The sequence below is a fragment of the Priestia sp. YIM B13491 genome (assembly GCF_042787605.1).
GTDB classification, from domain to species: Bacteria; Bacillota; Bacilli; order Bacillales; family Bacillaceae_H; genus Priestia; species Priestia megaterium_E.
Map to the genome: position 1 here is coordinate 873,739 of NZ_JBHZOR010000001.1, position 21,504 is coordinate 895,242.

Genomic DNA, 21,504 nt, shown 5'->3' on the forward strand with positions numbered 1-21,504 from the left:
TCCGTGTTGGATTTATTATTTCCTCCGATAAGACTCCCCTTTAAGTTTACCAAGTTTAACATCGTTCAACTAGTCTATAGAAGGTAAAAGTAGACATTCACCTATCTTCATTATGATGCATATTGTAACGTACCAAGCATTATAAAGGGGGAGTGCGTATGTATCCATATCAATACGATCCACGTTTTCAAAATTTGTTTCCACCTGGAGGAGGCCAAGGGTTTCCATCGTTTCCACCTGGAGGAGGAGGCCAAGGGTTTCCATCGTTTCCACCTGGAGGAGGAGGTCAAGGATTTCCACCGCCGCCACCTGGAGGAGGGGGCCAAGGGTTTCCGCCACAGGGAGGGGCTCAGCCGCCTTCAAGTCCACCGCCAGCTTTTACACCTGCACCAAAGCTAGGTTCAGGAGGTCCATCACTTTATGCTGTTGACCCAGGCGCTATTTCAGGATGCTTATACCGATATACCTATATATGGCCGAGAAATGGTCGACCTTACTGGTTTTACCCAACCTTTGTAGGCAGACGCTCAGTTGCAGGATATCGCTGGACAGGATCTTTCTGGGTGTATGCTGGGGTAGATGTAAATCAAATTCGAGAATTTCAATGTGTATAAAACTCCGCTTGCGGAGTTTTTTTGTGCGAAAAGGTTGACGCATAAAAAATGACGTTATATAATAAATCTCGAATTAAAGATAATTTGTTTAGTAATATCTCGAATTAATAATAATATACACTTTTTAGGAGATGACATTTATGGCAAATGTATTATATGTAAAAGTAAATCCGCAGGTTGATGAAGCATCATTTTCAACTCGTTTAGCACAGGTTTTCTTAGATGAGTATAAAACAGCAAACCCTACTGATACAGTGACAACGCTTGATCTGTATAAAGAAACAGTTCCGTTCATTGATGGAGATGTTTTAGCAGCATGGGGAAAAGCTGGAGCTGGTGAAGAATTATCAGCTGTTGAATTAGAAAAAGTAACGCGTATGGGTGAATTAGTAGAGCAATTTTTACAAGCTGACAAAGTTATTTTCTCAGCTCCAATGTGGAACTTAAGCTTTCCTCCACTAATGAAAGCATATATTGATAACATTTTAATTGCAGGAAAAACGTTTAAATATACTGAAAATGGTCCAGTAGGATTAGCTTCAGATAAAAAAGTAGTGTTACTAGAAGCTCGTGGAGGGGTTTATTCAGAAGGCCCTGCAGCAGAGCTAGAATTTACTCAAAGCTATTTACGTACAGTGATGGGCTTCATTGGGGTTCAAGATTTCCAACTGGTTGTTGCAGAAGGCATGGCTTACACACCAGCAGAAGCAGACAATATTCTAGCAAAAGCATCTGAAAAAGCAAAAGAAGTTGCGTCAACGTTCTAATCTCAAAAGGCTGGGACAAAAGGATTTTAGACGAAGTGAAAAACGAACCACTAATCAAGATATTTGATTAGTGGTTCGTTTTTTTTTGTTACGGTGAACGTAGGTTTCATGTTTGTAAGTCTTTCTAGCAGTTGATTGGAGGGCAAGCCGAAGACTCCTGCGGGAAAAGCGGAATAGGCGAGACCCCACAGGAGCGTATGCGACGAGGAGGCTCAGCATCCCCCCGCGGAAAGCGAAGTCTTGCACGGAAATCAACTGCGGTGTCAAAAGCGGTTCGGCCCATGTATACGAGTTGTTCGTCTTTAGATTGGATTCATTTGTTTATGTCTCAACCTCTTTTTTAGGTTTAAAATTCAATATCCACTCTTCAGAAGATGTATAAAGGGTTACATGAAGTGCGGCATAGAGAACGCACTTTTTATGAAAACGCTCATACATTTTTATTTACAAGACAAAAAAAGCATGGTTAAATAATGACCATGTTAACGTAACATCGGGATAGGGGAAGTTTTTCCGCAGAATCATTGGGGTATGCTACAAGTACAATCTAAAAAAGGGTGATTGAGATGTTTAAAAAATTATTTGGTAATAAGACAAAATCAAAAGAAACAACCGTTCTAGCTCCGCTTTCAGGTAATATCCTGCCAATCAGCGAAGTACCAGATCCAGTGTTCGCACAGAAGATGATGGGAGACGGTTTTGCAATCGAACCTTCAGAAGGACAAGTTGTTTCACCTGTTGCTGGGGAAGTTGTTCAGCTTTTCCATACAAAACACGCGGTAGGCTTAAAAACAGAAGCCGGTACGGAAGTATTAATACATATCGGCCTTGAAACAGTGGCAATGGAAGGCGAAGGATTCGAAGCTCACGTGGCACAAGGTGACAAAGTAAGCGTAGGAACACCTCTTATCACATTTGATTTAGCGCTTATTCAAGAAAAAGCGAAAAGCATTATCACACCAATCGTTATTACAAACAGTGATGCAAGTGAAAGTTTCGAAATTTTGGCTCAAGGGACGGTTCAAAAAGGCGAAACGGCTTGTGCAAAAGTAACGATGAAGTAATAAGCAAGGCCTTTTCCTTTAAGAAAGGAGAGCGCATTTGAAGATTTTAAAAGTATTAAATAACAATGCCGTTGTCTTTAAAGAAGGCGGAGTTGAAAAGATTGCGATGGGTCCCGGTATCGCTTTTCAAAAAGGCAAAAATGATCTTATTAATGCTGCGAAAGTGGAGAAAGTCTTTGTCATGAAAGAAGAACAGGAAAAGTTTCAAGAACTATTAAAAAACCTTCCTGAGGAGCATATTCAAGTGGCGGAAGAAATCATTTCGTATGCGGAGCAGCAGCTTTCTGCGACGCTAAGTCATCATGTGCATATTGCTTTGAGCGATCATTTGTCCTTTGCTGTCGAAAGGATAGCCCGCGGAATTTCCATACAAAATAAATTACTTAATGAAATTAAATCTCTCTATCAGCCTGAGTATGCAATAGGAGTATGGGCGCTTCAGCATATCAAAAAGAGACTAGATATCACGATGCCGATTGACGAAGCAGGGTATATTGCGCTTCATATTCATACGGCGAAACTGAATTCACCGGGCATGCAGCAGCTCATGATGAATACAACGATTATTAATGAAATGGTTACGATTATAAAAAAAGAGCTGAATATGGAGATTGATGAAAACAGCATGTCCTATCAGCGGCTGCTGACTCACTTGCGCTTTGCGTTAAACCGTTTAGCGCAAAATGAACCTTTTCATGAGATGGATGAAGAGATGCTTGACGTATTAAAAGTCAAATATAAAAAATCGTATCAGTGTGCTGAAACGATCAAGCAATTTGTCAAAGATGAGTACGAAATTAATTTTCCAGAAGCGGAGCTAGGATATATCACGCTTCACATTTGCCGAATAGAGCAAAGAATATAGAAAAAAACATTGACGAATATTGTTGCTTTGAGTACAATGAAAGCGTATTAATTGAATAATCGGGATTGTGACTGGTAAAGCAGGCAAGACCTAGAATGCGCATGAAGGACAAGTATGTCTTTTATAAGCGTGTTTTAGGTCTTGCTTTTTTTATGACATACAACAAGGAGGAAGTAAGATGGACGTAAAAGAAATTGCTAAAAAGCTTGTTCCGCTTTTAGGAGGAAAAGAAAATATTGCTAGTGCTCAGCACTGTGCTACGCGTTTGCGCCTTGTTATTCGAGATGAAAGCAAAATCGATCAAAAAGGTTTAGATGAAATAGAAGATGTAAAAGGGGCTTTTTCAAATTCAGGACAGTTTCAAATCATTTTTGGAACCGGTCTCGTTAATAAAATTCACGCTGCTTTTATGAAAGAACTAGGCGCTGAAGAAGCTGCTGTCCCAGCGGATCATCAAGACGAAATGAAAAAGAAAATGAACCCATTTGCCCGTTTTGCCCGCATGCTTTCCAACATTTTTGTTCCGATTATTCCAGCCATTGTAGCCAGTGGTTTACTAATGGGGCTGCTCGGGATGATGAAAGCGTTCCACTGGGTCTCAGAAGATAGCGCGTTGTTTGTGTTGTTGGATATGTTCTCAGGCGCAGCATTTATCATTTTACCGATTTTAATCGGGTTTTCAGCTGCAAAAGAATTTGGTTCAAATCCTTATCTGGGAGCGGTTATCGGAGGGATCTTAACACATCCGATGTTATTAAATCCGTGGACATTAGCAGATGCTAAGCCAGAATATATGGATTTGTTTGGTTTAAGTATTCCGCTGATTGGCTATCAAGGTACGGTCGTTCCGATTTTATTGGCTATCTACGTTATGAGCAAAATTGAAAAGGGACTCCGGAAAATTGTGCCGAATTCGGTTGATTTACTTGTTACGCCTTTTTTAACTGTTATTATCACAGGCTTTGTGTCACTTGTGTTTATTGGTCCTTTCGGTCGCTATATTGGAGATTTAATTTCGATCAGCCTTCAGTCTCTATACGATGTAGCCGGAGTGTTTGCAGGAATTTTGTTTGGTGGCTTATATTCGACCATTGTATTAACAGGCTTGCAGCATAGTTTTCATGCTATTGAAGCAGGACTGCTTGCTAATCCGAAGATCGGCGTTAACTTCTTACTTCCTATTTGGGCCTGCGCGAATGTGGCGCAAGGAGGAGCAGGGCTGGCTGTTTACTTTAAGACGAAAAATGCCAAAACGAAAAAAATTGCGATTCCAGCGGCTATTTCTTCCTTCTTAGGAATTACAGAACCGATTATTTTCGGCGTCAATTTAAGACTTCGCAAGCCATTTATTGCTGCGGCTATAGGCGGAGCAGCCGGGGGAGGCTACGTTGTACTTATGCACGTAGTAGCCAACGCATACGGCCTCACAGGCATTCCAATGATGGCCATTGCTGCACCGCTTGGTATGAGTAATTTAATTCACTATATCATTGGTATGATTATTTCTGTAGGTGTAGCATTCGGCGTTACGTGGTTCATGAAGCTAAAAGAAGACTGAGAACCATCGGTAAGCATAAGAGAATAGAGAACGGTATTAGATTTGCTCATCATATTTTATGGTGAGCAAATTTTGTGTCGTAAATATGAAACTTTTTAAAAAGTAATACGTAGAACAGTCAAAGAGATAAGTTGATGTTGTGTAACAGGAACGTAAATGCTACACTACATATATTGGATTGTACTATTATAGTCAGAAAGAGAGCTGGCACATGGAATTTTATCACGATCTTTTTCTATATGCGCCGTATTTATCTGCTTTCGTTTTATACATCCTTTGTTATTATATGCTTCGTGAAGCTAGGTTTACGGCTTTTCATGCGGAACCTGTCACCGACCATGTGAATGCAGGGATTGACCCTTCAGTATTAACAATATGGAAAAGACGAAATGTATTTATACATGTGTATAGAAAAACACCAGTTAAAGAGAAGAATAATGATGAAGAAGATCCTTTCCTTCTGAAAAACACTTCATACATTTAGTCATTATTAGGAGGAAAGAATATGAAAAGAAATAAAAAATTATTATTGCTTGGTTTAATGGGAGCGCTTCTTTTAGCTCTAGCCGGCTGTAGCAGCACGAAAACACCAGTAACCGCAACAAGCGGCGGGTTCTGGGATCATTATTTTGTTTACCCTTTATCTATGGCATTAACGAAAATTGCTGAATGGGCAGGCGGAAGCTATGGTCTTTCTATTATCATTGCGACGGTTATCATTCGTTTAGTTCTATTGCCGCTTATTTTAAAGCAGCAAAAGAGCACGATGGCTATGCAAGCACTTCGTCCAGAGATGGAAAAGATTCAAAAGAAATATGCTGGTAAAAAAGATCCTGAAACACAGCAAAAGCAGCAAAAAGAAATGATGCAGCTTTACCAAACGCATAAAATTAATCCGGTTGGCGGATGTTTGCCAATCTTTATTCAAATGCCTATTATTATCGCGTTTTATAATGCCATTGCAAGAACGCATGAAATTGCGCAGCATTCATTCTTATGGGTAAGTTTAGGAAAACCCGATCCTTACTTCATTTTACCGGTAGTTGCAGCGATTACGACATTCTTACAAATTCGTGTAAGTATGACGGATGAAATTCAACCTCCAATGAAAATGATGATGAACATTATGCCAATCTTCATCTTAGTAGCAGGGATTTCACTTCCATCTGCTCTTGCATTATACTGGGTAATCGGTAACTTATTCGGAATTGGACAAGGTTACTATTTGAAAAAACGTATGAGTTTATTAAAAGAAAAAGATGCGGCTAATAATACAGCACAAGCTAAAACAAAGCCATCACCAAAATCTAAGTCAAAATCATAATATACAAAAAGCGCAGCTATTCGCTGTGCTTTTTTATTTTTTTAAAAGAGGATGGGACAAAAGTAGTTTAGCCGAAGTGAAAAACAAACCAGTAATCAAAATATTTGATTACTGGTTTGTTTTTTTTATTATGGTGAACGGAGATTTCATCTATTTCGTTGCTTCGAGCAGTTGGTTGGAGGGCTAGACGAAGTCTTGCACGGAAATCAACTGTGGTGTCACAAGAGGTTCAGCTCATGTATCCCATTTGTTCGTCTTTCGATTAAATTCATTTCGTTATGTCTCAACCTCTTTTATTTTTTCAAAAATGTGATGAGATGAGCAGATTTGTGTAACGCTATAAAAAAAGACAGGAGTGAACATGGTGAAAAAAATAGCGTTATGTCTGCTTTTTCTTATGTTGTTCCCTATGCAAATAAATGCTGCCACTACAGTGAAGGTCAGTTTTATACGGCAAGGAAACCTATGGATATATGATAACGGTACCGAAAGGCAGTTATCCTATGCCCGTCATGCCTCTATGCCTCAATGGTCATCACATGGAGATATAGTTGCTTATTCAGAAAATGATTCTTTAATGATTGCACCGTTAAAAGGAAAACCGCTACTAGTTGAACATGATGTGACTCATTATCAATGGTCACCGGTTGCTGAGGAACTTGCGTATATTTCGAATGGAATCTTAGTATATTACAACGTTAAAACGCATGAAAAGAAGCGTGTAGCTGTAGGAGTTGATCAGTTTTCATGGTTTCCAGAAGGAGATCGATTTTTAATTACGTCAGCCGCTGCGCTGGCGCCCACGGGATGGGGACCGGTAAAACTATATACAGTGAGCAAATATGCAGGGTTAGACGTAAAAAAAGTGGAGGCTTTTACGACGCTGCCAGCAGAAAATGATTCGTTTTTTGCGTATACAACAAGCAGCTTCAAATGGTCTCCTAACGGTCAATGGATTAGTTTTATCGCTATTCCAACGGCTTCGATGTCTGCAGATGCAAATAAGCTGTGCATCATTACAAAAGAAGGAAAAGCTTTTCAAGTAGTGGGAGATATGCTTAATGTATCTAATTGGTTTAAGTGGAGTAATGAAGAGCAAATACTGGCATTTATTAATGGGGAAGGAAGATTTGCCACTGAAAATAAAAAGTTCACTTTAAAAGAGATGCCGGTTTTTAAAGAACATGTGTTTACTCCAAAAGGCTTCGCAGATTGGGATTTTACTTGGACAGAAAAAGATAACATCATCATTTCACGTGTGCCCGAAGCAGGGTGGTCGAATGATGAAAAAAAGAGGCCACTGCCTTTTTTGTATAGCATGAACGTAAAGACTAATAAGCAAAGTCAGTTCACATTTCCGCAAAAAGGCTTAGGAGATTATGCACCTGTTTATCATAAAGCAAAGAATCAAACGATGTGGATTCGTACAAATCGAAAACAAGCAAATCTTTTAACACGCGTAAAAGATACGAAAAATGATAAGGTACTTATTTCAGGCTTAGACCTGCCGGGAAATTATTATGAGCTGTATCGGTGGAATGAAGTATTTAGCGTGTACAGCCCTTAATAGCTAATTAAAACATAAGAAACTAAGGTGAAAAAATGAATATACGTTTGTTGGTAAAAGAAGACGCTGACGTGTACTTTGAACTCCGTCTTCGTGCTTTAAAAGATCATCCCGAAAGTTTTATTTTAAGTTATGAAGAAGAATATGAAAAAGAAATTGCTGATATCCGAAATTATTTTCCAAGCAGCCAATCAGAATTTGTAGTAGGAGCTTTTATGGAAAAACAGCTTGTGGGGATCGTGGGGTTTCAGCAGCAAAAGCCTTTAAAAGTTCAGCATAAAGGAGATATTTGGGGGATGTACGTAGCCCCTGAAGCAAGGGGGAAAGGTCTTGGAAAGAAGCTGTTAAAAACCGCTGTTGAACAAGCTTTTTCCAAAACGAATGTTTTGCAAATCTACCTGGCCGTCGCTGCTAAAAATGAAGGAGCAAAAGCCCTATACAAAAGCCTCGGTTTTACTTCTTATGCGTATGAAAAAAGAGCTCTTCAAGTAGATGGTGAATTTATCGATGAAGAGCATATGGTATTGTCTATAAAAAGCCTTTGATCATATCAAAGGCTTTTTTGTACGGGAAAAATTTAGCTGAAACGTATAGAGATGGAAGCACATTCCCCATAAATATGCTATGATTTAACATATAGGATTATGGAGAGGCGAGGCAGCAGATGGAAAAACTGATTGAATTAAAAAATGTTGCAAAAGTATACAAAAAACATACCGTATTAGAAAACATTCACACGACCCTTTATAAAGGAGAGACTGTCGCGATTGTTGGAAAAAACGGTGCCGGAAAAAGTACGTTTTTAAAGTTAATTGGCGGATTATCGAAACCGACTAAAGGGACAATTCACCTTCATAAAGAAACCGGTACGCCTGGATTTGTGGTGGAACAATTTCCTCAGGAACTCCGTTTTACGCTAGCAGGTTATTTGCAGCACATGGGACGAATTCAAGGATTGTCTAAGAAAAAGCGCACCTCTAGAATTGAAGAGCTGCTCGAAACTTTCGAAATGGTAGAGTTTAGGCATGAAGAAATCATTTCTTTTTCAAAAGGAATGAAGCAAAAAGTCAACATGATGCAAGCGCTGCTGAGTTCTTCTAAGCTGCTATTGCTTGATGAACCTCTATCAGGATTAGATGCTCGTGCTCAGCTAGAAGTAGAACGAATTTTTACAAAGCTCAAAGAACGAGGGATGACCATTGTATTTACGTGTCATGAAGAAAGGCTCATTCATGCTGTAGCGGATCGTGTTATCACCATTGGCTCACAGCGCATTTTAAAAAATGAGCGCGTTCAACTCATTGAGCATTTAACGGTCATTGAGGCAAATGTCATTCTCAATAAGCCGCTTCGTTTATTAAAAGAAAAGTGCACGAAAATTGAACAGCACGGAAACTACTGGATTTTTTATATAGATAAAAAATATGTAAATGAGTTTCTTGCAGAATTGCTTGCTGTTCAAGCTGAAGTTGTAAAGCTATATCATATGGAAAGGGAAGAAATTTAAGATGGGTGCATTGATTCGCTATCATTTTATTACATACATTAAATCGTATCGATATATTCCGCCGCTTGCACTTTATATTATTTCGCTGTGTATGAACTATACATATAGACCGAACCCGGTGCTTGATAGCTTTTTTAATACGGCACTTTTCCTCTTTTTTCTAACCACTTGGTTTACGATGTCTCTGTTTCACGCGGAAGATTCCAGTCAAGAAGTTATTACAAAACTTCATGTAGGGAAAAAGAACAAGTACTTTATAAGCAAGCTTATTAGCTGTATGCTGCTGTTTACATTTTTATCAGCGGTTTCCATTGCTTATCCCGTGCTGCTTGATATGTTTGAAGTGGATATATCCACTAAGCAAATGGTGTTCGGGTTTATTATTCACTGGACGTTTAGTTTGCTTGGTATGAGCATAGGCCTTGTTTTCACAAGAGATGTTGTAAGAGAAGGCAGCTTATCGTGGTTTGGACCTCTCTTTATTTTAATCGTTACGCTTGCAGCGGCAGGCGTTTCATTTCCGTATCAAGGAGGGGGACTGCTGCTGTATGTATTGCCGCCCGTATCTGCAATCATTCAATTTATTAACGAAGGATTAAACAAATTTTTGGTGTTTGGCTGGGCTTTGCTTTATGCCATAGCATTAATTAGCCTGTACTTGTGGAGAGCGAATAGAAGAGATGTATAAAGAATAAACACTTGCCGCGGCAAGTGTTTATTTATTATGAAGCACGTTATAAAGACGATCCGGGTAATTAGTAAACATGCCGGTTACGCCCCACTCGATAAGCATTCTCATTTGCTTTTCATCATTTACTGTATAAGGATGAACGTCTAAATCATATGAGCGAGCTTTTTGTACATATGACTTTGTCAGCGTGTTTGCATTAGGACCGATGCCGTTCGCGTACGTTTTGATTTGTCTGAACTGCTGATCTGTTAACATATTGGTTTGCTTAGAACGAATCAGTTGAATTAGTTTCATAGTAGGTCGGTATCGATGGACGGTTTTTAAGCTTTCAGGACTAAATGATTGTACAATGACGTGATTGGTATGAATGTTGTACTTAGCCATCAGCGTCAGCAATTCCTTTTCCATACCTGGATATTCATGAGGAGATTTTGTTTCAATATAATAGTTTGTTCGATTGCCAAACGTACGGAATATTTCTTCTAAAGTTGGAATGACGGCTTTTTTATTACCTTTTCCTGCGTTCAAACGCTGAAGCTGCTTCACTGTATACTGTTTTACATATCCTGTTCCATTTGTCGTTCGGTCAACTTTGTAGTCATGAATTGCTACCAGCTGCTGATCTTTAGACATATGAAGATCAAGTTCAATGTAATCCGCTTTTTGTTGAACGGCTGCGAGATAAGATTGCATCGTATGCTCTGGCTCATACCCTGATGCACCTCGATGAGCAATAATGGCTACGTTTTCTGCTTGAGTAGAAGCTGCCTGCGTATGTATAAACATAAAAATGCCGCATAAACAAAGAGTGAGTGAGCTTACAAACCACCATTTTCGTCTCATATCAAAACTCCTTTTTATTGAGGGGTCGTGCATTAGTTTACTAGTGAGATGTTGTGTTCATATTAAGGCTGTGTAAATATTTAAATAAAACGAACCAGTATGTAATTAAAAGTAATAAACGCCGATGTTTAGCGAGAAACATCGGCTGTTTTTTCTGGGCGAAGGCTTGTATAAATAACGAGCCTCCGCTCATGAGTTTTCTGTTTATGATCAAACGTTCCCGTACAGGTGATTAAATTAAGCTGGTGTTGAAAAGTTGGACCGAAAATCTCTCTGATAGGAGCAGAATCTCGGGGATAAGAAGCTTTATTGGTAACAACAAAGACCAGCTGCTGACCTTGCTGATCGGTTACAAAAATTTCATCTCCTTTTGTGAGCTTGTCGAGATGATAGAAGATAGCGGGTCCTTTTTGATCATCAACATGTCCTGCAATGACCGCATTTCCTTCCTCTCCGGGTCTTGCTCCAAGCTTAAACCAAGCTACATCATGACCATTATCAGGAACGCTCATTTCACCTTGGTTAGTAAGGCCCATTCCTTTTATAAAAGCCTTAATATGAAGCTTCGGAATAATAAGCTGAGATGGAAGAGGCATAGAAGCAGTTCCTGAAGCTTTCAAGGATTGAGCCGATTTTGTTTCAGCCATCTTCACAACAAAATCCGTCGAGCCGTTTGCAATTGCTGATTGGGCAAACCAGCTGCTCATGAATAGTATAAAAGAAAAGGTGAAAACCCCTCCTATCCATTTCATTCGCTTTCGTATCCTCTGTGACGACGAACAACAAATATAGCGACTGCTCCAATTCCTAATAAAGTAAGAACTGGCACAATTGAATTATAATTATCCTGTGAAGCACCGCCCATACCTGTTTTTGGCATTTCGGAAGGCATAGCCGTATTATCTTTTAATAAAAGCGTTTCAAGACTGTCGGCTTTGTTAATAGCGAGCACCGTGTAGACCGTGTTAGCTTCTAAATTAAGGTTTGGAATGTCCAGTACTTTTTTGTTGTCTTGACTAGTTGCAATGGTTAAATCATAGGTTCCGGCATCTACTTCAGAATAATTTGTCATTTGTTTAAAAGCAGTGTCTTTAAACAAAGTAGGGCCGTGATTAATACCTACATTAACAGCGGGAGCATCTGGAGAAAAGTGAGCAATTCGAATTTTACTCTTTCCTTTAGCTACGTTCATATCATCTTGAGCTACTTTTAATTCCAAGTGTGCAACTTGGTTAATAGCAGCAAGAGTATAGGCCTTGTTTGCTTCGACGGTTACATTAGTGGAAATGACAGGTTTTTCTTTTCCTTTTGTACCTATGGCATATACCTCTATTTTATGAGACCCCGCAGGTACTTTAAGGTAATCTGTCACATCTTTAAACGATGCGCCGACTACGATGCTTTGATTGTCCACATATATATCTACTTCAGGTGCATCAGGTGACGCATGCACAACTCGTATCATCGCCTCCTGCACAGCTGCAGAAGTGAAACTATCTGAAAAAGCTAGCAATAAAACTGCGAGTAAAGAAGCAGCAATAATCTTTACACGGTTCATAACGTTTTACTCTCCTTTTAATCTAAGTTTGTCCTGTTAGTCCCGTATGAAAAGTGGTGAGCATTCATTCACTTTTGAACGTACTCGGGCATTTATTCACTTGTTATCATCTACAATTTTATCCAATATATGCATAATTTATTTCATTAGATGAAATTTTTGTAAAAGGCCAGGTAAATAGTTTGAATTTTGTGATAATATTAAAAGAAGGGTTTGATTAGTAGTTGATGTCTCTATTACAAAAGGAGGGGAAGTTATGTGCTACAAACGAATCATGAAATAAAAAAGGTTGTTCATCGTTCGCTATCAGCTAAAATGATTGTAAAGCGCATGCTGTTTATTTTTGTGGGAGCCCTTTTAATGGCCGTCGGGCTAGAATTTTTTCTTGTCCCTAATGAGGTTATTGACGGTGGAATTGTAGGTATATCTATTATTTTATCCCACTTAACGGATGTTCAAATAGGTTTTTATATCTTCGTATTAAATCTTCCATTCTTTTTTATTGGATACAAGCAAATTGGAAAAACATTTGCGCTATCTACGCTTTTAGGTGTTATCATTCTATCCATTGCTACCTCTATTTTTCACGACTTGCCGGTCTTAACAGGTGATCCTCTTTTAGCCACTGTGTTTGGCGGAATTGTTCTAGGTGTGGGAGTAGGAATTGTTATTCGGTACGGAGGTTCGCTAGACGGCACCGAGATATTAGCTATTTTATTTAATAAACGTACGCCTTTCTCCGTAGGTGAGACGATTATGTTTTTTAATTTATTTATTTTGGGAAGTGCCGGTTTTGTATTTGGCTGGGATCGCGCTATGTATTCTTTAATGGCTTATTTCATTGCTTTTAAAACAATTGATATTGTGATTCAAGGGTTAGATGAGTCTAAGTCAGCTTGGATTATCAGCGAACAATATGAACAAATTGGCGAAGCGATTCTTGCTCGTTTAGGGAGAGGCGTCACGTATTTAAATGGGGAAGGGGCGTATACGGGAGATGATAAAAAAGTCATTTTTTGTGTAATTACCAGGCTTGAAGAAGCAAAGCTAAAAGCGATTATCGATGAGATAGATCCATCTGCTTTTTTTGCCGTAGCAGCTATTGCTGAAGTTAGAGGAGGGAGATTTAAGAAACGAGATATTCATTAGTGAAGGTTGTCTGCTAATAAGGCTGTCCCGTTATTACATGCAGCAGCCTTTTTAATTTTCTCTTTTTGTTTCGAGTATATGGAGTGGTTTATGTCACTTCTGCTGCGTCCTGCTTTGGGCATATCGAACCTCTCTTTTTTCTTGTATATCTTTAAAACAAACATGTAAAATGTCTAAAAGATATAAAAAGAGTACATAGTAAAAAAACAGAAAGAGGGAGTGACATGAAAAAAACGTTAAAAATAGTAGGAGTCGGTCTTGCCGTTCTTGTTGCGGTAACCGTGGCTTTTTTTGTCATATGGTCAGGTTTTGATTATGAACCTTCAAAGCAGCTTCACTCACTAGTAGATGAGAAAAAAGTAGTGAAGAAAGACAATTATTACGTATTCAAGCCTCAAACGAACAAAGAGATAAAAGCCGGCTATATTATTTATCAAGGTGCTAAAGTAGAACCGTTAGCATATGGCTATTATGCTCAGCAAATTGCAAATGAAGGATATCTTGTTGCTGTTGTAGATTCTCCGTTTAATATGAGTTTTTTTAGTCAAAACAAAGCGACGGATATTGTGAAGAGCTATCCGAAGATTTCCGCATGGTTTATCGGAGGGCATTCCCTTGGAGGAGTGAGTGCAGCCTCTTATGCGTATGATCATCAAAACTCAATAAAAGGCTTAGTTCTTTTAGCATCGTATCCGATGAATAAAAATAATTTTTCAACTTCCACTTATCCTATTTTGTCTTTAACCGGTGAAAAAGATGGTTTGTCGACGCCTGAAAAAATTAAAGAAACCAAGCATTTACTTTCAAAAAATACGGAGCTGGTTCAAGTAAAAGGAGCTAATCACGCACAGTTTGGAATGTACGGGAAACAAAAAGGCGACAACAAAGCCAGTATTTCCCCTAAAGAGCAGCAGGATGAGCTAGTAAAAAGAACGGTCAAGTGGTTAAACAGTCAAATAAAAAAGTCCGCCAGTAACTAACTGACGGACTTTTTTATTTTTTTTTGGAAATAAAACTTGAAAAAATAACCAGTTAGTTATATAGTTAGTTACATGAGTAATGAACCACTTAAGCGAGGTAGTCAAAATGAAACAATCATTAGATCATCAGCGACCAATTTTTCAACAAATCAAAGAAACCATCGAAGAGAATATTTTGAATGATGCTTTTCCAGAAGAAGAAAGAGTACCGTCTACGAATGAATTTGCCAAAATGTATCGCATTAACCCTGCAACAGCAGCTAAAGGGATTAATCAGCTAGTTGACCACGGAATATTGTATAAAAAGAGAGGGATAGGGATGTTTGTATGTGCGGGCGCCAAAGAAGTATTGCTTACACAAAGAAAAGAAGAATTTTATAACCGTTTTATCGTTCCCCTGAAAAAAGAAGCACAGCATTTGGGGATTACGGTAAACGAGTTAAAAGAGCTGTTAGACAAGGGGGAAATAAAATGAATATAGAAGCGCAGCTGTTAAATAAATGCTATGGATCTAAACAAGTGTTAAAAGACATTTCACTTACGCTAGCACAAAATAAAATATACGGGTTGCTAGGTAGAAACGGAGCGGGCAAAACGACTCTGATGCAAATTGTAGCCGGGCATATTCCAGTTACGACAGGAGAAGTAAAAGTAGGAAATCAATCTCCATTTGAAAACCGCTCTGTTTTGCAAAACATCTGCTTAATTAACGAAAGCGGAAATTTCAAAAAAACATTAAAAGTCAAAGACGTGCTAAAAATTGCGTCACTTTTTTATCCTTATTGGAGCCAAGAAGCTGCTGAGAGGCTGATGGAAGAGTTCGATTTAGATTGTAATATGAAAGTGAAAGCATTATCTAAAGGTATGGAATCAGCATTAGGAATTATTGTTGGGCTATCTTCTCGAACGAGCATCACAATCTTTGATGAACCTTATATTGGGCTTGATGCTGCGATGCGAGCGCGTTTTTATGAGCTTTTATTGGATGAATATGAAGAATATCCACGCACGTTCATTATCTCAACGCATTTAATTGATGAGGTAAGTAATTTATTTGAAGAAGTACTTATTATGCAAAAAGGAAAGCTGATTCTTCAAGATACGGCAGAAAATTTGCAGCAGCGCTGTGTAAGTGTGAAAGGACCTAAAAGTCAAATTGAAGAATATGAAAAAGGAAAGCAAGTAATCCATGAACAAGTATTCGGAGGAGAGAAAAAAATAGTGCTTTTTAACGAAGATATTTATGCTGAGGAGCTTATCGACAGTTCATTTCATGTAGAAGCTGTTCACATACAGGATATTATGATTTATCTTACAGCAAATCGTGGAGGTGTAGCGTAATGAAAGGACAGTTTGCCGCCATTAGTTATTCGCTCTACGTTGAACTAAAGTATTTAATGATTCGCTTTTGGACGATTCTGTTAGCTTTTGTTGTAGTAGATATTTTAGTTTTCAGTCAGGTGAATGAGCATCTCCTATTAGTAACAAGCATGCCGCAGTACATCTTTTCAGGTATTGTAAGTTTTATTATCATTCGAAAAAGTTTCTCCTTTTGCTTAAAGTTAGGAGCTACTCGTAAAGCATATCTTTTAACGATGACCTGTGTTTTTGCTTTATTTGCAATTGTAATGTCACTTATCAATGTTGTCATCATGAGCATTTCAATAAAGGTGATTAATAGTTTGAATTTAATGAATGTTCAGCTTTATTATGCGAGTGACTTTATCTTTCATGACCCTACTGTCGCTATTCATTTTTTAACGGACGCTGTATTTATCTTTTTTATTACAGCAGCAGCATGTTTGCTCGGCAGCATCGTTTACAAATTCGGGCAAACAGGAGGGATGATCACCGGTGCTGTTTTAATTTTACTATTTACCATTCCAGTGACAAAAGAACCGGTTATTCATTTTATAAAAAGCTTTTCGAACGGATCGTTGTTACTTACTTTCGGAACAATGGTTATCACAAGCTTCCTATTCTTTCTTATCAACTGGCTGTTTTTAAAAAAAGCTTCTCCTGTCCATCAAGCCTAATAAAAAAAGCAATCATTCCTTTACTGAATGATTGCTTTTTTTATTGTACTTTTTTTGAACAAGCTGCATCAATATCTAGAATCCAGTCGTGAAACTTTTGCTGAAGAAGTTGAAGAGAAGACTGATTGTTCGATACAATGTCCAGTCCGCGCTCGTCGTATAGGTGGAAGATGGTTTCTTTATTCAAATTCACAATGTAACACTCTTCTTCAATAGCCGGATGAATATGAAGATCACGGTTAGCAATTGATTGCAAAAGAAGCTTTTCTTTCACATCATTTGTTTTGCAGGCAATAATATACTCAGCGTTATTTAATAATGCTACGGATTGAACTTCTTGTTTCTTCAGGCGAGAGCGAATGAATTTTTTAATAGCTGTTTCTTTTTTCTTTTTTAAAAGTAAATCATCCTGTGCAGCATTCGCTTTGAAAACAAGTAACAGCTCATCATTTTTTTCATGGAGTGTCTCAAAAATTTCATAAGCGCGTGCGTACACATTTTTCATGTATTCTCGTTCCCATACGCCTTTTTGATTGGTAAGCGTAAAGCGGATGCCTGCCGGCGCGTTATAAAAAAGAGGTCTTTTCATTTGAACATTTGGAAACATTGTTGTTAAGTATGATTGAAGCCGCATTGTAGTCATACGCAACACCTCATTTAGTTTAGTCCTGACTTAATATGTTGAGTTTAGTCTATCACGTGATTAGCTAAATTTGTAAAGAAGTAATGTTATTTAATCAAAAGGTAACCAAACTGTTATATTTTGTTGATTTTGCATTATTTCTTTACACAACCTTTGCGGATGAACAGGTTTTTTCATACGCCTGTCGTATTACTTAACGTAGTAACGACGTGAAGAAAGGATGATAATACGGTGAAAAAACAGCTTGTTCTTATTTCAATTATTACAGCTGCTTTCTTTGTGCTCATTTTTCACAAAACGATCTTTCAAGAAGGTAATCCTCTTCCTATTGCATGGAGTATTGTAAAATTAAAATCTTCGGGTGAAGATGTTGTTCAAATATCCGATAAACCTAAAAGGTATCTCATTCATTCAAATGACTACTTAACGTTTATTAAGCAAATGAAAAAGAAGAAAGTGAATTTTCAATATCAAGATGATAAAAAATTTTATTTTAATAACGACAATGAACGCCAGCTGTTCGTCAGCAAAAACTATACCGATAAGTTCACGATTATGGAACTAAAGAAAAAAGAGCTGACTGAAGCTGGCGTTGAGTAATAAGAGCTAATCTCTGCCCTGTGTTCCAAAATCTTTAATTTGAACATGAACATGATAGTCGATTGTCGACTGGCTAAATATTTCATCCCATTCATGCTGATGTTTTTTCCAAAAATGAGGGTGATGAATTCGTACGTAATCATGCAGGTCAATCACATCAGCTTTGTAGTTGTTTTGCAATAAGCGGAGTGTTTTTTCTGCGTCTTTTCGAATAATTTTTTCTATTTTTTTTTCGGTGTTCTTTACATTAGAGGCGGCAAGAGCCTGTTTTGAAGTCTCCCAATCTTCTGATAGCCTGCCGCTTGTTTGAACGTTGATGTCAAAATGAACGGAGTGATTTGAATCAATGCGGGCCTTCACATCTTGCTGAACATCTCCAATTTCATAGGAAAAGGGGTATGGACCGTGTTTGCCGTAAATAATTCCGCCTTTAATATTCCCCGTTAACCACGTTAAAGCCTCCACTTGGTGCTGAGTTAAGGTGAATTTTGCTTTTTTATCTTTTATGATTGCCGCGCCGTCTATTTCAACGCTGTTTTTAATTTTAGAAAGCCGCTGTATTAAAAAGCTTTGATCTGTTTTTAACTTAGCCGATAGCTCTCCCATCGTTAGGGGATTTAGAATTTTATTCGTTTTGAATTTATTGTAAACAAGCTCGTAAATTAAGTTTACAGGCGGTACAGACATTCCTTGAATCGTTAAAACGTTTTTAGCATCGCCTTTTGTAACAAAGGCAAGGCTGCTGCGCCGTATTTCATTATCACGTACAAACTGATTGATAAGCGCATCAAGAGGGATGGTCTTGCTCGCTTTTTCTCCTATTAAAAGTGCTCGCTGATGCTGGCTGTATATAGGATCAGATTTCAGCGAAATATTTCGCGTGATTTCATGAATTGTAGGGCCAGCGGTTGTAATGTTTTTGTATGGAATGGAAGAGGACATATTTCCGGATTCCGTCTCGGTTAACGTTTGATGAGTCAGCACAAGCTGATTTTTTCCTGTTTTTGGTTCGATTTTCGATGTAATATCCATTGCCACTCCTATAACAAGAGCAAGTTGTTCAATGTTTCGATGATTTGTACAGCCGCACAATAAAAAAATGGTCATTATGACAGGAAGACATTTTTTCGTCATTTGAACACAACCTTTTTTACTTTCATTAACATGCTGAAAAAAAGAGGGATAACCAAAAATGTCACTAAAAATGCCCAGCCTAGAACAGTTGAATAATTCGACACGTCGCTTGCTGTTTTGGGCGCTAAAGAGCTCATAAATAAAACAGGCACAAGAAAGATAATATTAGTAGTTGATCGGTTTTTGAAAATCTTTTTAAATCCTGAAACAGCTAAAAAGAAATACATTACAAAGGTTAAAAAAAACTGAAGAAGCCAGACAATAAGTAAAAATAATTCAAGCCTCTCAAAGAAAATTCCTTTTACTTCATGCGTCTGAACAAATTCAATCGTAGGCCAGACGGTCGTTTTTACCTCCGGAACGGATAACGCGCCGACAACTAATACGTAAGTGATAATATATAAAAGTAAAGGAATAGAAAATCCGATGATAGAAACTTTTCGTAAATGATTTTTGTTTTTCATATGCTTTGGAAGAAATACAATCGTTTCAATCCCTAAAAAGGAAACAGAGACGGTTGTAAAAGCAGCAAGAAGCGGGCTGAATCCATCGGCTAACACGGGCTGTAAGTTTTTTAAATCGACCATTCCGATACTAAGAAGATATAAGATAAGAAGAATGATGACCGTGACAGGAAAACATAGGGCCATTACTTTTCCAATAGAATTAATACCGCCAGTGATTAAATAGACGCCTGTCAAAATAAACGAAAGGATAATTAACTCAATGGGCATCGTTTCCAGTAAATAGAAATGGATCATTTCTGCCATAGCTCTTACTTCAAAACTTGCTACAGATGTGAAATAAACGACTATAGCGAAGTTGAAGATATTTCCAATCAGCTTGCCGGTTACTTCTTGCGTGAAGTCAAACATACAGCTGATCGTAAAATATTTAACCATCCAGACTAAAAAAAGAACAATTCCAATAAACAAAAGGCCGTCCATAATAAGTACAATCCATCCGTCTGCATTATTTGTCTGGTTTGTAATGCTGCTTGGCAGTGTTAATAAACCGACGCCCAGCATGGTTGAAGAGATAATTGAAATGGCATAAAAGTCTGAAAGAAGCTTGCTTGATTGTGACTGTGATTGTGATTGTTCCATATGGTCCTCCTTTTGTCAGTTTTATTTGGCTTTATTTTTAGACTGTTTTAGACTTTTGTTTGGGAGACGAATATAAGAATCTTTCCACGCTTTTTTATTTAACGCAAAAAACGGTTTGAAGTAAGCCATACCAAAACTTTCGAGCTTGGTTAGATGAATAACGAGAACAAGAAAAAACATGGTAACTCCGTATAATCCAAAGATTGCTGCAATCATCATAGATACGAAACGCAAAATTCGAAACGAAAGGCCAATTCCGTACTGAGGAACGGTAAAGGACGCAATTGCCGATACAGATACAACAATAATCATAACGGAGCTAACGATATGAGCTTCCACCGCTGCTTGACCAATCACAACCCCGCCTACAAGTCCAACTGTTTGTCCGACAGGAGTAGGGAGACGCAGCCCGGCTTCGCGTAATAATTCAAGCGTCACTTCCATGACCACTGCTTCGATAAAAGGAGAAAAAGGAACGTTTTCTCGTGTGGCAGCAATAGTAATAGCTAGCTCAGTCGGAAGCAGCCCTTGGTTAAACGAAACCAGTGAAATATAAATAGCTGAAAAGAATAGGGTAATAAAAATAGACAAGTACCTTAGTAGTCTTAGCAATGAACCAGCTATCCATCTTTCGTAATAATCATCGGGTGATTTCATAATCATATCGAAAGTTGTAGGCACTAAAAGAGCAAAAGGAGAGCCATCTACTAAAATGGCTACTCGCCCTTCATTCACCGCAGCGAGAACACGATCCGGTCTTTCTGTATTTTGTACTTGAGGGAACGGTGAGTAAGGTGCTTCTTCTAAAAATTCTTCAATCATTCCTGAATCTTGAATGTTATCTAAAGGAATGTCTAATAATTTCTCTCGGACTTGATTCACGATGTGAGTTTGACAGTGTTTATTATGAAAAACGATACTTGTTCGATGTTCCTTTGTATTTCCAATATAAATGTCTTCAATAACCATTTCTTCTTCGGTAGAACGCTGCCTTAAAAGACCAAGGTTTTCATCTAAGTTTTCGATAAGAGCAATTTTAGGGCCGCGCACTACTTTTTCTGTTGTAGGTTCACTTAAAGAGCGCTGTTTGGTCATAGACATATTCAGCGAGTATGCCGTGGTGCTTTCGCTAATGAACAGCAAGGGCTGACCTTTAAAAAAACACGAGATCGCTTGCTTGTATGTATAAACTTCTTTGTCTTTAATGACAGAAATAAACGAATCGATGTCATCGAGTGTTTGCGTTTCACTTTTTGCTTTTGTCTCAACAACATGCTGAGTAAGATTATCAAGTTTTTCTCCGTCTACTAATCCTTGGAGATAAATAATACATATATATTTTGTGGGAGACAGCCATAATTTTTTGGAACCAACATCTGTATTTTGACCCACCAAATCTAGAAACGTTTGAACGGTGTAGTCTGCATTGGGCTGAAATTTTGAATCGAGCATAAATAAACTCACCGCCTGTTGTGTTAATGAGCTTAGTGTTTACGAT

25 protein-coding genes are annotated in these 21,504 nt (G+C 38.1%); 18 read left to right on the forward strand and 7 right to left on the reverse strand.

Annotation, left to right across the window (positions count from 1 at the left end; genetic code table 11):
- The first annotated feature begins 158 nt into the window (after positions 1–158).
- From ACFX4E_RS04435 to ACFX4E_RS04490, 12 genes are all read left to right on the forward strand, one after another.
- Positions 159–614: a hypothetical protein gene (locus ACFX4E_RS04435; protein WP_028410910.1), complete on the forward strand. Its 456-nt coding sequence runs from the start codon at positions 159–161 to the stop codon at positions 612–614.
- Between the two features lie 140 nt (positions 615–754).
- Complete coding sequence (locus ACFX4E_RS04440; protein ID WP_014458563.1) at positions 755–1,381, forward strand: FMN-dependent NADH-azoreductase; 627 nt, start codon at positions 755–757, stop codon at positions 1,379–1,381.
- A gap of 131 nt (positions 1,382–1,512) precedes the next feature.
- A complete protein-coding gene (locus tag ACFX4E_RS04445; protein WP_377237865.1) occupies positions 1,513–1,725 on the forward strand; it encodes a hypothetical protein in 213 nt (70 codons plus the stop codon).
- Between the two features lie 222 nt (positions 1,726–1,947).
- The gene (locus tag ACFX4E_RS04450; protein ID WP_013084668.1) at positions 1,948–2,445 is read left to right on the forward strand and encodes a PTS sugar transporter subunit IIA; all 498 of its coding nucleotides are present in this window, start codon (positions 1,948–1,950) and stop codon (positions 2,443–2,445) included.
- A 37-nt stretch (positions 2,446–2,482) separates the two neighbouring features.
- Entirely contained in the window at positions 2,483–3,310 is an 828-nt protein-coding gene (locus ACFX4E_RS04455) for a PRD domain-containing protein (protein WP_028410911.1), read from the forward strand.
- A gap of 178 nt (positions 3,311–3,488) precedes the next feature.
- Positions 3,489–4,868, forward strand: coding sequence for a sucrose-specific PTS transporter subunit IIBC (locus ACFX4E_RS04460; protein ID WP_060746804.1), 1,380 nt, complete (start codon positions 3,489–3,491; stop codon positions 4,866–4,868).
- 211 nt (positions 4,869–5,079) lie between these two features.
- On the forward strand, positions 5,080–5,352 hold the full coding sequence (locus ACFX4E_RS04465; protein ID WP_013058702.1) for a hypothetical protein: 273 nt from the start codon (positions 5,080–5,082) through the stop codon (positions 5,350–5,352).
- A 21-nt stretch (positions 5,353–5,373) separates the two neighbouring features.
- On the forward strand, positions 5,374–6,192 hold the full coding sequence (gene yidC, locus ACFX4E_RS04470) for a membrane protein insertase YidC (protein WP_013058701.1): 819 nt from the start codon (positions 5,374–5,376) through the stop codon (positions 6,190–6,192).
- 361 nt (positions 6,193–6,553) lie between these two features.
- Positions 6,554–7,759 carry a TolB family protein gene (locus tag ACFX4E_RS04475; RefSeq protein WP_377237864.1) on the forward strand — a complete coding sequence of 402 codons (1,206 nt, stop codon included), beginning with the start codon at positions 6,554–6,556 and terminating at the stop codon, positions 7,757–7,759.
- Positions 7,760–7,794: 35 nt separating this feature from the next.
- Positions 7,795–8,304, forward strand: coding sequence for a GNAT family N-acetyltransferase (locus tag ACFX4E_RS04480; protein WP_028410914.1), 510 nt, complete (start codon positions 7,795–7,797; stop codon positions 8,302–8,304).
- A 119-nt stretch (positions 8,305–8,423) separates the two neighbouring features.
- Positions 8,424–9,266: an ATP-binding cassette domain-containing protein gene (locus ACFX4E_RS04485; RefSeq protein WP_028410915.1), complete on the forward strand. Its 843-nt coding sequence runs from the start codon at positions 8,424–8,426 to the stop codon at positions 9,264–9,266.
- Between the two features lies 1 nt (position 9,267).
- Positions 9,268–9,954, forward strand: coding sequence for a hypothetical protein (locus ACFX4E_RS04490; RefSeq protein WP_014458572.1), 687 nt, complete (start codon positions 9,268–9,270; stop codon positions 9,952–9,954).
- A gap of 27 nt (positions 9,955–9,981) precedes the next feature.
- Here ACFX4E_RS04490 and ACFX4E_RS04495 read toward each other — a convergent pair whose 3' ends face one another.
- The 3 genes from ACFX4E_RS04495 to ACFX4E_RS04505 all read right to left on the reverse strand — a co-directional run bounded on the left by ACFX4E_RS04495 (position 9,982) and on the right by ACFX4E_RS04505 (position 12,358).
- Complete coding sequence (locus tag ACFX4E_RS04495) at positions 9,982–10,800, reverse strand: glycerophosphodiester phosphodiesterase family protein (protein ID WP_098579852.1); 819 nt, start codon at positions 10,798–10,800, stop codon at positions 9,982–9,984.
- A gap of 128 nt (positions 10,801–10,928) precedes the next feature.
- A complete protein-coding gene (locus ACFX4E_RS04500; protein WP_377237863.1) occupies positions 10,929–11,552 on the reverse strand; it encodes a class F sortase in 624 nt (207 codons plus the stop codon).
- On the reverse strand, positions 11,549–12,358 hold the full coding sequence (locus ACFX4E_RS04505) for a DUF4397 domain-containing protein (RefSeq protein ID WP_028410919.1): 810 nt from the start codon (positions 12,356–12,358) through the stop codon (positions 11,549–11,551). The genes ACFX4E_RS04500 and ACFX4E_RS04505 overlap by 4 nt, the downstream gene beginning before the upstream one ends.
- A gap of 258 nt (positions 12,359–12,616) precedes the next feature.
- Between ACFX4E_RS04505 and ACFX4E_RS04510 the strand changes: the two genes are divergently transcribed.
- From ACFX4E_RS04510 to ACFX4E_RS04530, 5 genes are all read left to right on the forward strand, one after another.
- Positions 12,617–13,507, forward strand: coding sequence for a YitT family protein (locus tag ACFX4E_RS04510; protein ID WP_028410920.1), 891 nt, complete (start codon positions 12,617–12,619; stop codon positions 13,505–13,507).
- A gap of 224 nt (positions 13,508–13,731) precedes the next feature.
- Positions 13,732–14,487 carry an alpha/beta family hydrolase gene (locus tag ACFX4E_RS04515; protein WP_098331947.1) on the forward strand — a complete coding sequence of 252 codons (756 nt, stop codon included), beginning with the start codon at positions 13,732–13,734 and terminating at the stop codon, positions 14,485–14,487.
- A gap of 106 nt (positions 14,488–14,593) precedes the next feature.
- Positions 14,594–14,962 (forward strand): GntR family transcriptional regulator, encoded by a 369-nt coding sequence (locus tag ACFX4E_RS04520; RefSeq protein ID WP_013058691.1) that lies wholly within the window; start codon positions 14,594–14,596, stop codon positions 14,960–14,962.
- A complete protein-coding gene (locus tag ACFX4E_RS04525) occupies positions 14,959–15,828 on the forward strand; it encodes an ABC transporter ATP-binding protein (protein WP_028410923.1) in 870 nt (289 codons plus the stop codon). The genes ACFX4E_RS04520 and ACFX4E_RS04525 overlap by 4 nt, the downstream gene beginning before the upstream one ends.
- Positions 15,828–16,523 carry a hypothetical protein gene (locus ACFX4E_RS04530; RefSeq protein ID WP_028410924.1) on the forward strand — a complete coding sequence of 232 codons (696 nt, stop codon included), beginning with the start codon at positions 15,828–15,830 and terminating at the stop codon, positions 16,521–16,523. The genes ACFX4E_RS04525 and ACFX4E_RS04530 overlap by 1 nt, the downstream gene beginning before the upstream one ends.
- A 40-nt stretch (positions 16,524–16,563) precedes the next feature.
- Here the strand turns inward: ACFX4E_RS04530 and ACFX4E_RS04535 are convergent, their stop codons facing one another.
- A complete protein-coding gene (locus ACFX4E_RS04535) occupies positions 16,564–17,166 on the reverse strand; it encodes a DUF3885 domain-containing protein (protein WP_013058688.1) in 603 nt (200 codons plus the stop codon).
- Positions 17,167–17,397: 231 nt separating this feature from the next.
- Between ACFX4E_RS04535 and ACFX4E_RS04540 the strand changes: the two genes are divergently transcribed.
- Positions 17,398–17,766 (forward strand): hypothetical protein, encoded by a 369-nt coding sequence (locus ACFX4E_RS04540; RefSeq protein ID WP_028410925.1) that lies wholly within the window; start codon positions 17,398–17,400, stop codon positions 17,764–17,766.
- 6 nt (positions 17,767–17,772) lie between these two features.
- Here ACFX4E_RS04540 and ACFX4E_RS04545 read toward each other — a convergent pair whose 3' ends face one another.
- The 3 genes from ACFX4E_RS04545 to ACFX4E_RS04555 are packed head-to-tail and all read right to left on the reverse strand — an operon-like array spanning position 17,773 to position 21,458.
- Positions 17,773–18,900 carry a Ger(x)C family spore germination protein gene (locus ACFX4E_RS04545; RefSeq protein WP_028410926.1) on the reverse strand — a complete coding sequence of 376 codons (1,128 nt, stop codon included), beginning with the start codon at positions 18,898–18,900 and terminating at the stop codon, positions 17,773–17,775.
- Entirely contained in the window at positions 18,897–20,006 is a 1,110-nt protein-coding gene (locus ACFX4E_RS04550; RefSeq protein ID WP_377237862.1) for a GerAB/ArcD/ProY family transporter, read from the reverse strand. Before ACFX4E_RS04550 ends, ACFX4E_RS04545 begins: the two co-directional genes overlap by 4 nt.
- A 21-nt stretch (positions 20,007–20,027) precedes the next feature.
- Complete coding sequence (locus ACFX4E_RS04555) at positions 20,028–21,458, reverse strand: spore germination protein (RefSeq protein ID WP_016765285.1); 1,431 nt, start codon at positions 21,456–21,458, stop codon at positions 20,028–20,030.
- Positions 21,459–21,504: the final 46 nt, after the last annotated feature.

Bases quoted from the DNA above. Each gene is read 5' to 3' on its own strand.
- ACFX4E_RS04515 (WP_098331947.1), top strand. From the start codon at position 13,732: ATGAAAAAAACGTTAAAAATAGTAGGAGTCGGTCTTGCCGTTCTTGTT.
- ACFX4E_RS04465 (WP_013058702.1), top strand. From the start codon at position 5,080: ATGGAATTTTATCACGATCTTTTTCTATATGCGCCGTATTTATCTGCT.
- ACFX4E_RS04530 (WP_028410924.1), top strand. From the start codon at position 15,828: ATGAAAGGACAGTTTGCCGCCATTAGTTATTCGCTCTACGTTGAACTA.
- ACFX4E_RS04500 (WP_377237863.1), bottom strand. From the start codon at position 11,552: ATGAAATGGATAGGAGGGGTTTTCACCTTTTCTTTTATACTATTCATG.
- ACFX4E_RS04460 (WP_060746804.1), top strand. From the start codon at position 3,489: ATGGACGTAAAAGAAATTGCTAAAAAGCTTGTTCCGCTTTTAGGAGGA.
- ACFX4E_RS04520 (WP_013058691.1), top strand. From the start codon at position 14,594: ATGAAACAATCATTAGATCATCAGCGACCAATTTTTCAACAAATCAAA.
- ACFX4E_RS04555 (WP_016765285.1), bottom strand. From the start codon at position 21,458: ATGCTCGATTCAAAATTTCAGCCCAATGCAGACTACACCGTTCAAACG.
- ACFX4E_RS04490 (WP_014458572.1), top strand. From the start codon at position 9,268: ATGGGTGCATTGATTCGCTATCATTTTATTACATACATTAAATCGTAT.
- ACFX4E_RS04505 (WP_028410919.1), bottom strand. From the start codon at position 12,358: ATGAACCGTGTAAAGATTATTGCTGCTTCTTTACTCGCAGTTTTATTG.
- ACFX4E_RS04525 (WP_028410923.1), top strand. From the start codon at position 14,959: ATGAATATAGAAGCGCAGCTGTTAAATAAATGCTATGGATCTAAACAA.
- ACFX4E_RS04550 (WP_377237862.1), bottom strand. From the start codon at position 20,006: ATGGAACAATCACAATCACAGTCACAATCAAGCAAGCTTCTTTCAGAC.
- ACFX4E_RS04485 (WP_028410915.1), top strand. From the start codon at position 8,424: ATGGAAAAACTGATTGAATTAAAAAATGTTGCAAAAGTATACAAAAAA.
- ACFX4E_RS04480 (WP_028410914.1), top strand. From the start codon at position 7,795: ATGAATATACGTTTGTTGGTAAAAGAAGACGCTGACGTGTACTTTGAA.
- ACFX4E_RS04545 (WP_028410926.1), bottom strand. From the start codon at position 18,900: ATGACGAAAAAATGTCTTCCTGTCATAATGACCATTTTTTTATTGTGC.
- ACFX4E_RS04450 (WP_013084668.1), top strand. From the start codon at position 1,948: ATGTTTAAAAAATTATTTGGTAATAAGACAAAATCAAAAGAAACAACC.
- ACFX4E_RS04495 (WP_098579852.1), bottom strand. From the start codon at position 10,800: ATGAGACGAAAATGGTGGTTTGTAAGCTCACTCACTCTTTGTTTATGC.
- ACFX4E_RS04535 (WP_013058688.1), bottom strand. From the start codon at position 17,166: ATGACTACAATGCGGCTTCAATCATACTTAACAACAATGTTTCCAAAT.
- ACFX4E_RS04440 (WP_014458563.1), top strand. From the start codon at position 755: ATGGCAAATGTATTATATGTAAAAGTAAATCCGCAGGTTGATGAAGCA.
- ACFX4E_RS04435 (WP_028410910.1), top strand. From the start codon at position 159: ATGTATCCATATCAATACGATCCACGTTTTCAAAATTTGTTTCCACCT.
- ACFX4E_RS04475 (WP_377237864.1), top strand. From the start codon at position 6,554: ATGGTGAAAAAAATAGCGTTATGTCTGCTTTTTCTTATGTTGTTCCCT.
- yidC (WP_013058701.1), top strand. From the start codon at position 5,374: ATGAAAAGAAATAAAAAATTATTATTGCTTGGTTTAATGGGAGCGCTT.